Annotated in this window: 14 protein-coding genes; 3 read left to right on the top strand and 11 right to left on the bottom strand. The window is 57.1% G+C overall.

What is annotated here, in order from left to right; all coding sequences use genetic code 11:
• Positions 1-12: 12 nt before the first annotated feature.
• From ccmI to SHIM_RS02670, 3 genes are read left to right on the top strand one after another with little or no spacing between them, the layout of a single operon-like run.
• Positions 13-1,254, top strand: coding sequence for a c-type cytochrome biogenesis protein CcmI (gene ccmI / locus SHIM_RS02680; RefSeq protein ID WP_054001089.1), 1,242 nt, complete (start codon positions 13-15; stop codon positions 1,252-1,254).
• Between the two features lie 2 nt (positions 1,255-1,256).
• Entirely contained in the window at positions 1,257-1,733 is a 477-nt protein-coding gene (gene ruvX / locus SHIM_RS02675) for a Holliday junction resolvase RuvX (protein ID WP_054001941.1), read from the top strand.
• Complete coding sequence (locus SHIM_RS02670; protein ID WP_054001088.1) at positions 1,730-1,963, top strand: DUF1289 domain-containing protein; 234 nt, start codon at positions 1,730-1,732, stop codon at positions 1,961-1,963. The genes ruvX and SHIM_RS02670 overlap by 4 nt, the downstream gene beginning before the upstream one ends.
• 74 nt (positions 1,964-2,037) lie before the next feature.
• On the opposite strand, the gene SHIM_RS20610 is transcribed toward SHIM_RS02670, so the two are convergent.
• From SHIM_RS20610 to SHIM_RS02620, 11 genes are all read right to left on the bottom strand, one after another.
• On the bottom strand, positions 2,038-2,169 hold the full coding sequence (locus SHIM_RS20610) for a hypothetical protein (RefSeq protein WP_275043945.1): 132 nt from the start codon (positions 2,167-2,169) through the stop codon (positions 2,038-2,040).
• A complete protein-coding gene (locus tag SHIM_RS02665; protein WP_152926419.1) occupies positions 2,166-3,599 on the bottom strand; it encodes a calcium-binding protein in 1,434 nt (477 codons plus the stop codon). The genes SHIM_RS20610 and SHIM_RS02665 overlap by 4 nt, the downstream gene beginning before the upstream one ends.
• Positions 3,600-4,117: 518 nt before the next feature.
• On the bottom strand, positions 4,118-4,945 hold the full coding sequence (locus SHIM_RS02660) for a sulfite exporter TauE/SafE family protein (protein ID WP_054001086.1): 828 nt from the start codon (positions 4,943-4,945) through the stop codon (positions 4,118-4,120).
• A 115-nt stretch (positions 4,946-5,060) separates the two neighbouring features.
• Entirely contained in the window at positions 5,061-6,086 is a 1,026-nt protein-coding gene (gene dusA, locus SHIM_RS02655; RefSeq protein ID WP_082358304.1) for a tRNA dihydrouridine(20/20a) synthase DusA, read from the bottom strand.
• 314 nt (positions 6,087-6,400) lie between these two features.
• Complete coding sequence (locus SHIM_RS02650) at positions 6,401-7,273, bottom strand: dioxygenase family protein (RefSeq protein ID WP_054001085.1); 873 nt, start codon at positions 7,271-7,273, stop codon at positions 6,401-6,403.
• A gap of 11 nt (positions 7,274-7,284) precedes the next feature.
• On the bottom strand, positions 7,285-8,589 hold the full coding sequence (locus SHIM_RS02645) for a TRAP transporter large permease (protein ID WP_054001084.1): 1,305 nt from the start codon (positions 8,587-8,589) through the stop codon (positions 7,285-7,287).
• Positions 8,586-9,137, bottom strand: coding sequence for a TRAP transporter small permease subunit (locus SHIM_RS02640; RefSeq protein WP_054001083.1), 552 nt, complete (start codon positions 9,135-9,137; stop codon positions 8,586-8,588). Before SHIM_RS02640 ends, SHIM_RS02645 begins: the two co-directional genes overlap by 4 nt.
• 34 nt (positions 9,138-9,171) lie before the next feature.
• The gene (locus SHIM_RS02635; protein ID WP_241488772.1) at positions 9,172-10,242 is read right to left on the bottom strand and encodes a C4-dicarboxylate TRAP transporter substrate-binding protein; all 1,071 of its coding nucleotides are present in this window, start codon (positions 10,240-10,242) and stop codon (positions 9,172-9,174) included.
• Between the two features lie 41 nt (positions 10,243-10,283).
• Entirely contained in the window at positions 10,284-10,748 is a 465-nt protein-coding gene (locus SHIM_RS02630; protein WP_241488771.1) for an OsmC family protein, read from the bottom strand.
• A 12-nt stretch (positions 10,749-10,760) separates the two neighbouring features.
• Positions 10,761-11,426 carry a malonic semialdehyde reductase gene (locus SHIM_RS02625; protein ID WP_082358257.1) on the bottom strand — a complete coding sequence of 222 codons (666 nt, stop codon included), beginning with the start codon at positions 11,424-11,426 and terminating at the stop codon, positions 10,761-10,763.
• On the bottom strand, positions 11,423-12,307 hold the full coding sequence (locus tag SHIM_RS02620; protein WP_054001080.1) for a fumarylacetoacetate hydrolase family protein: 885 nt from the start codon (positions 12,305-12,307) through the stop codon (positions 11,423-11,425). The genes SHIM_RS02625 and SHIM_RS02620 overlap by 4 nt, the downstream gene beginning before the upstream one ends.
• Positions 12,308-12,320: the final 13 nt, after the last annotated feature.

The raw sequence follows: 12,320 nt of genomic DNA, 5'->3' as shown, positions 1-12,320 counted from the left end.
TCTGGAGGTCCGATGCTTTTTTGGATAGTCGCAGCCGCTTTTGCCGTTGTTTGTTGTGCGTTGATCGCACTGGCCGTTCTGCGCCGCCCCGCGCATGAGGAACATCCGGCTGCCTATGACCTTCGCGTTTATCGCGATCAGCTCAAGGAGGTGGACAAAGATCTCGCACGTGGCGTGATCAATGAAGGCGACGCCGTGCGCATCCGCACCGAGGTCTCGCGCCGCATTTTGACCGCCGACGCCCAGCTTCAAGCTGAAAACGGCGAAGGCGGTTCCGACGGTCCGGCGCAGCGGGCTTTGGTGGCCGTGCTTGCGGGTGTCGTATTTGCGGGCAGTTTCGGGCTCTATTGGGCCATTGGCGAGGTTGGCGCGGCGGATCAACCGTTGCAGCTACGTTATGCCGACGCGCAATCCCGCATGGAAAGCCGCACCTCGCAGGCGGAGGTCGAAAGCAATTTACCGACGCCCGAGCCGATCAATCCGGATCCGGAATTTGCTGCCTTGATGGACAAGCTGCGCGCGGCCGTGAAAGAAAGCGCCGACGATCTGCGCGGCTATCAGTTGCTGGCGCGAAATGAGGCAAGCCTGAACAATCTGGTGGCGTCCCATCAGGCGCAGGCGCAAGTGATCCGCCTTAAAGGCAGCGACGCCAGCGCGTCGGACTACCTTGTTTATGCCAACACTTTGATTTCCGCGACCAACGGCTATGTCTCACCCGAGGCACAGGCCGCGCTGGAGGCGTCGCTGGCCCTGGAGCCGACCAGCCTTTTGGGGCGGTACTACTGGGGTTTGATGATGATGCAGAACGGCAGGCCCGATGCCACGTTCCGTATTTGGGATCAGGTTCTGGTGCAAAGCCCACCGGATGCGCCTTGGGTGGCGCCAATCCGGCAGCGCATCGTTGATTTGTCGTGGTTTGCCGGCGTTAAGGATTATCAACTGCCCCCCGCCGCCGGCCCACACGGCTCCGGCCTGTCCGGCCCAACAGCCGAAGACATGGAAGCGGCTGAGGACATGGAGGCAGGTGACCGGCAAGAAATGATCCGCAATATGGTTGCACAACTTGCAGAACGCCTTGCCACCGAAGGCGGCTCGCCCGAGGAATGGGCACGGCTGATTTCGGCTTATGGAGTGCTGGGCGACCGGGAGCGCGCCGCGCTGATCTGGGAAGAGGCGCAGGAGGTCTTCGGGTCAAATGCCGCCGCGCTGGAAACAGTGCGCGAAGGCGCGCGCAACGCGGGTGTGGCGCCGTGAACGTGATTTACGACAACTTTGAAGAGATGGCCGCAGCCCTGCCGCAAATGCAGGGATTGATGGGACTGGATCTGGGCACAAAAACCATTGGGGTTGCGGTGTCTGATGTGATGCAAACCGTGGCCACGCCAATCGAGACGGTGAAGCGCAAGAAATTCACACTGGATGCGCAACGGCTGGTGGAGATTATCAAAGACCGCCAAATCGGGGGTATCGTTCTTGGCCTGCCGCGTAACATGGACGGATCCGAAGGCCCACGCGCGCAATCGACCCGCGCCTTTGCCCGCAATCTGTTGCCTCTGGTGCCTTGCCCGATTGGGTTTTGGGACGAGAGATTGTCAACTGTTGCGGCAGAAAGGGCACTTCTTGAGGCAGATACGACACGAAAACGTCGCGCAGAGGTTATCGACCATGTGGCCGCCGGGTATATCCTGCAAGGAAGCCTCGACCGATTGAAGCACATCAGGAGCGCATCGTGAGCAAGGACATCGTCTGGAAACGCAACGAGGTGGAGAGCCCGTGCATCCAAGTTTGTGTGGTGCACCCTGAGGAGCGCATCTGCACCGGATGTCTGCGCTCGATTGATGAAATCACCCGGTGGTCCAAGATGGAGCCCGCTGAGCGCAGTGCCATAATGGTCGAGCTTCCAAGCCGGGCACCGCATTTGCGCAAACGCCGCGGCGGACGGAACGCGCGACTCAAGCGCTGACACTCAAAGTTATGAAAGTACGAAAAAACCGCGCCTAAAGAGGCGCGGTTTTTTCGTGTGTTCGTCGGGGTATCTTAGATGTCGACACGCGCAGAGAGACGCACGGCCTCTTGTGCCAGTGTCGCTGCGCGCAGCGCCACCGGGATGGGCGCCAGAAACACCAGCGCCCCCCAGTTGAGCTGTGCCAGATCAGCCAGCAAACTCATGGCACAATCGAGTCGGTGGCGATTTCAATCACCACGTCAGACGCCGCCAGAGACGGGTAGCCGCCCACAACCGATGCCAGCACCTCTCCGCCGTAGTTGATCATGGCAACACCTGGCGCTTCAGGATCTTCGGTCACTTCAATCGTGCCAATCACGCCGAAGGGCACAACCACCATGATCTGATCTTGGAACCGGTCAAAGTCTTCGATCACCGGTGAAACTTCGTCATCCTCAAACTCCAGCATAGACAAAACAAAATTGTCGCCGCCTTCGCCGCCTGTACCGGAATCTCCTGCACCGAGCCAAAGCATATCTTCCCCGTCGCCACCGACAAGCGTATCCCCTGACCCGTCGTCCTCTAGCGTGAGGCCGGCATCTGGCAGATTTGCTGGTGGAGGCGCAACGCTCAGACCAAACAGCACGTCTGAACCCGCTCCGCCATGCAGAACGTCAGCGCCAAGACCGCCATCCAGCGTGTCGTAACCCGCGCCGCCCATCAACGTGTCGTCGCCTTCGTCACCGTGCAGAGTGTCATCACCGCCCTCGCCCGCAAGCGAGTCATCGCCGATACCGCCGGACAGTTCGTCATTACCGCCGCCACCGTTCGCCGTGTCGTGGCCAAGGCCAGCCATCAGAGTGTCTTCGCCAATGCCACCTTCCAGCACGTCGTCGCCGTCATCGCCGTGCAACATGTCGTTGCCATCGCCGCCATCCAGCATGTCGTTATTAAGGCCACCGTGCAGAGTGTCATCACCAAGGCCGCCGTTAAGGACATCGTGGCCCTCACCGCCGCCGATCAGATCAGCGCCCGCGCCGCCGTCAACACTATCGTTGCCGTAACCGCCACCAATGATGTCGTCGCCGTCACCGGCAAAAATAGTGTCATCACCCAAGCCACCAAGAAGCGTGTTTTCACCTTCTTCATCGTCGATCAGATCATCACCAGATCCACCACGAACCAGGTCGTCGCCTTCACGACCGCTGATTGAATCATCGCCGTCGTCGCCGAGCATTAAGTCGTCGCCAAAGCCACCGATAATCCGGTCATCGCCGTCGCCGCCAACCAGCGAGTCATCGCCGTTGCGGCCTGCAATCCAGTCGTCACCGTCACCGCCGGCAACCAGATCATTGCCGCTGCCGCCTGTCAGGCTGTCTTCGCCAGCGCTACCCAAAATAAAATCGTTGCCGCCAAGGCCATTGATCGTGTCGTCACCATCATCACCACGAATGGCCTCGCCGTCTTCGGTTCCCGTAATTTCATCAGCGGTCAAAGAACCAAAAATATCAGTCGTAATAGGCGCGGGATCTACGGGATCCTCTTCGCCGCCATCGTCAACATCGCTAACGGACGATCCACCATCGCTTCCGCTTTCATCAATGGCCCAAACGACCAAACCTGCTCCAAGCAACAAACTTAAAGTTAATAGCATATTCAAATCCCCCCGGATTTTTCCCACCCGACACAAAGTTCACGATTAGTTAACACATTTTTGCCTCAATTACAGAAGTTTGTGTGGTTGTTTCCCAAGAAGAACCGATCCAGAGTAATTGGTTTTTCTGTTTCCAAATGGCAACTAAAAACGCCAGTTTTTCAATTCGTTTTTGGGTAATTCGATTGTCCCTCCAATAGGCCCCAAACAGCCAAAAAGATCACATTTGTGACCGGAGTCGCTTGTTTCGCTCGCCAAGCCCGGGGCGTTTTACAATCACGCAACATATTGGAAGCACAACTGCCGCGCGTGCGCGCCGGCTTGCTTGTGCGGAAACACCTATTTCGCGACAGGTTATGAGGGTCTTTTCCCGGCTTTTTCGTCGCCACATTCACGTCCGGACGCACACCATCCAACGGGGCGGCACCATTAAGGGCAGCCAAAAAAATGCGGGACAAAATGTGAAGCGAACTCACTCAACGGGACATCCTGCGATGCACTTGGCGGGACAAACGTGTCTACCAGCCCAAAGCTTTGCGCAGCATATTGAAGGCCACCAACGTCAGAAATACCGCGAACACCCGCTTGAGTGGCTTTGGGTCCATCGCATGGGCGATGCGCACGCCAATCGGAGCTGTGATTAACGTCATCGCAATGATGATGAAAAAGGCAACCAGATTGACCGCCCCAATGGTCAGTGGCGGGCGGTACGCAGGATCAATCGGCAGAAACAAAAAGCCGATCACCGATGGCACAGCGATGGTCACGCCAAAGCCTGCCGCCGTTGCAACCGCACGGTGGATCGGGATGTTGTAAAGGCTCATTAATGGTACGCCAAAGCTGCCGCCGCCGATGCCCATCAACACAGACAGAAATCCGACCAGCGGGCTCAGGACGGCCCGCAAGAGCCCCTTGGGCATAGCTTGTCCCAGCCGCCAATCCGCCCGCCCCAGCCCCATATAGGCGCCAATCACCAGCGCGAGACAGCCAAACACAAGTTGCAACGTGACCGACCGCAGATTTGACGCCACCAGAACGCCGACAATCGCACCGATTACGATACCTGGTGCCCAACTGCGCAGGATTTGCCAATCCACAGCGCCTTTTTTGTTGTGGCTCATGACGGACCGCACCGACGTCACAATAATTGTGGCCAAGGAGGTCGCCAAACAGATCTGCATCAATTGGGGCCCGTCATACCCAAGAGCCGTGAACGCATAGAAAAACGCGGGCACCAGAACGATGCCGCCGCCCACGCCCAAAAGGCCGGCCAGAACGCCGGCGAGCGCCCCGATCACCAGCAAAAGTAGCAACATTTGCAAAAGCAGCATGGGATCAGCGGTCATTAATAGGTCTCCGGATGGTCTGTTCTTAGGGTCTTCCCGCAGCTAAAGCGGAATTTCATCAATCCCGCAAGGCACAGTCCCACGCGCCACCGCTCCGTCACCAACTTTGCGCAGATCAGGCAGCGTCGCGTTGAACGAAGGCAAGTGCGGCCTCGACGGTCTCGGGGCCTGCGTCTGGCGACGGGGCGTTTTCGCTCAGATAGCGGCGCCACGCCCGCGCACCGGGACGACCGGCAAACAGACCCAACATGTGGCGAGTGACCTGATGCAGCTTGCCACCTGCGGCGAGGTGCGCTTCGATATACGGCAACATCTGGCGCACAACCTCAATCGGATCACTGTCGGTGCCAACGCCGTAGATGCGCCGGTCTGCCCCACACAGAATGTCAGCAGGGTTTTGGTAGGCCGCCCGCCCAATCATCACGCCGTCCATGCCCGCGGCCAGATGCGCCTCGGCCTCGTCGAGTGTGGCAATGCCACCGTTGATCGACAGATGCATGTCCGCAAAATCCCGCTTCATCTGATGCACCAGAGGATAATCAAGCGGCGGGATATCGCGATTTTCCTTGGGGCTCAGCCCTTGAAGCCATGCCTTGCGGGCGTGCACCGCCACGCGTGACACGCCAGCACGGCCCATCTGGTCCAGAAAATCTGGCAACACTTCTTTGGTGTCCTGATCATCCACTCCGATGCGGCATTTCACTGTCACTTCCACCGAAACGGCATCTTGCATGGCTTTGACGCAGTCGACGACCAGACTCGGCGATTTCATAAGTACCGCGCCAAATGTGCCTGATTGCACCCGATCAGATGGACAGCCAACGTTTAGGTTGATTTCGTCATAGCCGCGCGCTTCGCACAGCTTGGCGGCCTTTGCCAATTCATCGGGATCGGACCCGCCAAGTTGCAGTGCAACAGGGTGTTCTTCGTCGGAAAAATTCACCAGATGAACGGCCCCTCCCCGTACCAAAGCAGGCGCAGTCACCATTTCCGTATACAAAAGCGTTTCGCGCGAGAGCAGCCGGTGCAAAAATCGGCAGTGGCGATCCGTCCAATCCATCATCGGTGCCACGGAAAGACGGGCGGCCTTCCGAACCTCGGAAAACCCTATGTTTTCTTGTGTGCTTACATCCTGCATCATCGGCATTTCCCCGGGTTGGCCGCTTTCAGCCCCGTATTCGCGATCGATGCTACGGAATGTAGCACCGGCGCAGGCGTGTAGCACTTTTTTTCAGGGGAGTTCCAGAGAAGAACTCTGGACCACGCAGCCATATTCGTGACCGCGCAGTTTCTGGCCATGCGACCCGAACAAATCCGTCTTGGAGTCCTCCAAAATCCGGTTCCGGAAAATTTCACCAAACCTGTTTCCGGACCGTGGCTCGCTGAAATTTTAGAGGAACTCGGCGCGCGTCTAATCGAAGGCTAAAGTTCGCGCGTTTTGCCGCGAGGACCCGCTTAAGTGCCCTCTGCGGCCAGTGTCACGTCGAATTCCACGTGCAGGAATGGCTCCGTCACTTTGCCGGACAATTCCAGGCCTTCCGGGAACGCATCCGCCGGCTTTTTGTGATAAGTCATCACAAGATCGTCGCGCACGCCAAACACCGTGTCTTGATCCAGATACGGGTCATCCTCCGGGAAAATCTCTGTGACCAAAGTGCGATACCCCGGTGCCTTGATGATGTAATGCAAATGCGACGGGCGCCAGGGGTGACGGCCGCAGGCACGCAGGATGTCACCCACAGGACCATCGGATGGCACGGTGTATTCAACCGGTTTGACGGTGGTGAAACGATACCTGCCATCATCACCCACGGTCATCAGACCGTGAAACGAGAACGTATCCTGCTCGTCATCCTGGCTGGCATACATCCCATTTGGCGCGGTTTGCCAGATGTCGAGCTCAGCCCCGGCAATCGGATTGCCCGCCTCGTCTTTGATGGTGCCTTCGGCCAGCAAAACCGGCCCGCCGTAGTGGCGTTTCATGTCGCCTCCGATGGCCAAAGGTGGCGCACCTGAGACGTGAAACGGCCCCAGCACGGATGAACTCGTCGCGGTGGGGCTGGAGTGCATCATGTCGACCAGGGACGACAGGCCGAGCACATCAGAGGCCAGCACAAATTCGTGGTGGTCTTCGGTCTCGATCGCCGCGCAGCCTTCGAGGAAGGCAATACCGGTCCGCCATTCTTCGTGGGTCAGGTTCGTTTCGCGGGCAAAGTCGTGCAAGTGGCGCACAAGAGCGCCCATGACTTCGCGCACCCGCGGATTGGTGTCTTCGGACAGGTAGCCCATGAAAACGTCGGTGATGTTGTCTTTGGTAACGGTGCGCATGAGGTGGCTCCTTAGATGAGAGCGAGGCTGAGAATGGGGAATGCGATCAGGATGAACAGGATGATCAGCATAACGAATGCAAACGGCAGAGCGCCCATGAAGACGTCTTTGAGCGATATCCTGTCATCGTTGATGGTTGATTTGATGACAAAACAGGAAATCCCAAGCGGCGGAGTAAGCAAGCCGATCTCGGCGCCGACCACTGTGATGATACCAAACCAGATGAGCGACATATCCAGTGCTTCGGCAAGCGGCAGGAACAACGGCACGACAATCAGGATGATCGACGCCGTGTCCAGCAGTGTGCCGAGAAACAACATCAGCAACACGTAAAGCAGCATGATGGTCCAGAACGACGATGTGTTGCCTGCCAAAAGATCCTGGAGCTGATTGGGCAGCCCCGCAAGGCCAAGCATCCGGCTATAGATAGACGCCGCAGTGATCAGGAACAGGATGGCCGCTGTGATGTGGCCGGTTTCCAGAAGCGCGTCCCAGAAAGCGCGGCGCGACATTGATTTACGCACAATGGCAATCAACAAGGCCACAAAGGCACCGGTTGCGCCGGCCTCAACTGCGGTCAGCCATCCGGTGTAGATGCCGCCCAAAACAATGATGATAAGACCCAATGTCGGCAGGGTTTTGGAGGCAATTTCGCGCCCCGACATCCACTCGGTGTCCGCAACGACGCGGCCGCCGACAAAACCGGGAGTAAAGCGGCCCATGAACCAGATGGCACCGACATAAGCGATGGCCAGCAAGATGCCGGGAATGACACCCGCAAGGAACATGTCCCCAACCGATTGTTCGGCCACAAAGGAATAGATGATCAGCATCGCCGACGGCGGAATGATCATGCCCAGAACCGATGAGCCCGCAACGACACCAACGGCGAAACGCGGATTATAATCCTGCGCCATCATCTGCGGCACCGACACTTTGGTGAACACAGACGCCGAAGCGATGGACGATCCGGTAACGGCAGCAAACACCGCGTTCGCCCCCACTGTGGCCATGCCGATACCGCCTTTGACCTTGCGAAACCGCATGGTCATGACTTCGTAGATATCTTTGCCCAATCCCGCCTTTGAGACTATGAGCCCCATAAAGGTAAAGAGAGGAATGGTGGCAAAGCTGTATTCCATCGCGCTGTCGCCCACCGCAATTTTCAGCAGGTTGAGGGCCAAGGTGAAGTTGTCGCGCATAATCCAGATGGACAGGAACGACACCACGCCCAAGGCCACCGGTATGTAGACGCCGGAGTAGATAAGAAAGACGATGGCAATGACCGAGATCAGGCCAATTTCGATCGGAGTCATTTGGACGCCTCATCATGTTCAGGGGCTCGGATCATCTCGGGGCGGTCTTGCGCGCTGATGACCTTGAATACGAAAATCAGGCAAGACAGCGCTGTGCCGCTCGCGATGACCAATTTGACTGGCCACCAAGGCAAGGTGAACAAGCCTGGTACGCCGAAATAATCCTGTGTGTGCCACATGTGCAGGAACTCGGGGAATGTCACGTATGCGATCAATCCCATAAAGATCGCAGAGACCGCGTTGATGATGCGGCGCATGCTTTTCGCAACGCCCGGGCGGCGGTTGTGTATGACACCCAGAAACCCGTCGGATCGCGTCAGCCGGTCCACCCGCACAACGTCGGGCAGCTGCAAAAACACAATCATCACAACGGAAAACTGCACGATCTCGTAGGTGCCGCGCAGAGGTGCGTCAAACAGACCTCGGGCGATCACATCGACGTTTAGAATGACCACCAACGCCAGCACGACAAGCGTGCCCATTGCGTTGGTGGCAATAGCAATTGAGTTGGCGATCCGGGACAGGCCAGAAGCGGCTGACTTTAGCATTTTTCGGGCCTTTCATAGGTCGCCAAACAGGTGTTTATTTCATGGTCCAGTCGCGAACGCCGGTGTAACCCGCATCCGAAAGTTTCCCAATGTAGGCCGAAAGCATTGCGGTGCCATCTTCGCCTTTGCCGTTCAGCGTTTCGGCCCATTCCTGTGCCACATTCGGCATCGCATTGGCCCATGCGGCACGATCTTCATCAGACAGTTCCACGATTGTGCCACCGGCAGCGACATAGGCGTCACGCGATGCGGCTGCGCGATCCATGGCAATACCCGCAACGTGGTCACGGTACTGGATGGCCACATCTTGCAGGACATCTTTAACGCCATCAGGCAGTTTGGCCCAATAATCGGCATTCACGGTCACAGTCTTGGAGTTCACAGCGCCAAGGTCTGCGCGCAGCATGTAAGGCGCCACTTCGGCAATTTTGAATGTTTTGGCGGCTTCAGGCCAAAGCATCGCGCAATCCACCAGACCGGTTTGCACCATGTTGTAAAAATCGGTCAAACCGCCACGTACACCAGCTGCATCTTTGATGCCTTCCAGGTAGCGCAGGTTCAGGCCCGCACCGGCGATCTTGCGACCTTCGAGATCAGAAACCGAGGAGACTTCCTCAGAGCAGAACACCTGATAGGTGTCCAGCACAACGCCGGTCGCCAGATAGACTTGGTTCTGGGCTGCAAATTCGTTCTGCATGGCCGGGAATTCACGGGCGATTTCGTCAACGGCCTTGGCCACCGCACGGGCGTCGAATGCGATAAACGGTGTTGAGCCGGAAATGCCCTGGCTGGGCAGTTTGGACGAGTGGAAGATCGTGGTGACAATACCGATGTCGCCAAGCCCCAGCTGGACGCCTTCAAGCACGCCTTTGGGTTTCACGATCGACCCGCCATAGTTTTCCTGCCAGTTCATCTTGTAGGCGCCGGTTTCGGCCAGTTGCCGATCCACCTCGGGGATGAAGAAATTCGAGAATTCCTTTACCCACAGCGCCCGATCCGGATAGCCGTCGATCACGACAGCTGACACGCTTTCTTGCGCGACGGCCGGTACAGCCATAACAGCAGCCACAGCGGCGCCGATCAGGTTGATTTTGGTGCGTTTCATCATTTTTCCTCCCAGAAAGTCGGACCTTTTGGCCCTTTTGATTACACTTCGCCGGTCTTGACCCAATTCACAGTCAGGTCCGTTCCGGCCGCTTCGAACAATTTAGCAATCGCACAGTACTTTGCCGTTTCCGCGCCCACCTCTGCCAGTTCCTCCAAACTGGCAGAGGTGGTGCAATTCACCGTGAGTGTGATTTCGGGAAACGGCAGGTCGATCTCTTCTTCCATCAACACGCCGCGGCGGTCGAATTTGCAGTCCGCATCAATTGTGACCGTGCCCAGATCGACGCCCAGACGTTTGGCGTTCTTGTGGCCAATGACATTGGTGCAGGCAATCAACGCTGTCAGCGCTGTTTCAGTCGGGGTCGCGCCCAGATTTGTGCCGCCACGTTCGGCAGGCTCATCAACTGTGACGTTCAGATCGCGGATCGGGATTTCCGTGCGCGCGGGTGTTGGACACTGGGCAGTGGTTTTGTAGGTCACTACGGTCTTCATTCGAATGGCCACGGTGGTCCCTCCTCAGGCGAACGTGCAAACTTGATCAAAGGCAAATCGCGGCAGTTTCTGAAACAGCGCTGTTTCGTCCGCATAGCCGATGTTGCACAGAAAATTGGATTTCAGCGTGGTGCCTGCGAAGAACTCTTCGTCGACGATCTTGTTGGAAAATCCCGACATCGCGCCAACGTCCAATCCCACAGCACGGGCGGCAATCATAAAGTATGCGCCTTGCAGCGTGGCGTTTCGATCTGCTGTGTCTTCGACGTAATCCGGTTTGCCATCAAACAGGTGGCGACGGTCTTCGTGCGGGAACAGGAACGGCAGTTCTTTCCAGAATTCCATGTCCTGCGCGATAATAGCAGTGACAGGCGCACCCATCATCTTGGCCACGTTTTGCGGCTTTAGCGACTTAGCGAGCCGCGCTTTACCTTCGGGTGTTTTTACAAACACAAACCGCGCCGGCAATGAGTTCATGCTGGTCGCACCGTTGATGGTGATGTCATAGATCTCTTCGAGAAGTCCATCCGGAATGGGTTTATCCGTCCAAGCATAATGCGAGCGTGCCTGCCGCAAAATCAGATCGATAGCATCGCCAGACAGCCGACCGATGCGACCCCGCAGGTCGCGATGCTCTTGCTGAGCTTGGGCGCGCAACGCGTCCAGTTTTGCACCTGTTGGGGCATTCATTCTGCAGCGGCCTTTTCTTCAGCGTCTTTTTCATCAATCACGGGGCTTGCACAAATGCCAATTCCCTCGATTTCAATCTCAACGGTCTCACCGGGTTTGAGCCAGCGTGGATTTGGCTTTTTCGCATGTCCAACGCCCGGAGGTGTTCCCAAAGCGATCAGATCACCGGGCTCAAGCGTGGTGTATTCCGAAATTGTCGCAATCACTTTGCGCGCATCCCAAATCATATTGGCGGTGTTTGAGCTTTGCAAAATTTCGGAGCCAACGCGACTCTCGATCTTGAGCCCTGCTGCGCCTTCAGGAACTTCATCGGGTGTCACTGTGAACGGGCCAATGGCGCCGGTGTCGTCAAAGTTCTTCCCCGGTGTCCATTGATGGGTTTTGCGCTGGTAGTTGCGCACAGACCCGTCGTTGAACACGGTATAGCCAAAGACGTGATCAAGCGCGTCAGCTTCGGAGATGTGACGACCACCTTTACCGACGATCAGCATCAGTTCGGCTTCATAATCGAGTTGTTCGGAACAAGACGGACGCACCATCGGCTTGCCTGCAGCCATGATCGAATTTTTGCCGCGCATGAACAGGGCGGGATATTCTGGAATATCGTAACCGCCCTCTTTGATGTGGTCGGTGTAGTTCAACCCCATGCAGATAATCGTGCCGGGCGCCGCGACGGGCAAAGCCGGCGTGATCGAATCAACGGCGACCTTGGGCGCGGCTGCGATTTTCTTTGAAAGTGAGTCGGCAAGGCCCGGCTGTGAGATCACACCCATCAGGTCCGCACCCACAGAACTGTCCAAAGCCGTTAAATTTACGGCGTTTTCGCCATCTACAGCAAAAACAGAAGTGCCTTCTGTCGTCTCGCCCACCAGGTATTTCATTGTCGTCATCCTC

The organism is Shimia sp. SK013 (genome assembly GCF_001292625.1).
In the GTDB taxonomy this organism is placed as follows: domain Bacteria; phylum Pseudomonadota; class Alphaproteobacteria; order Rhodobacterales; family Rhodobacteraceae; genus Shimia.
The sequence above is the reverse complement of the archived record's forward strand: the minus strand, read 5'-3'. Positions and strand labels throughout refer to the sequence as shown.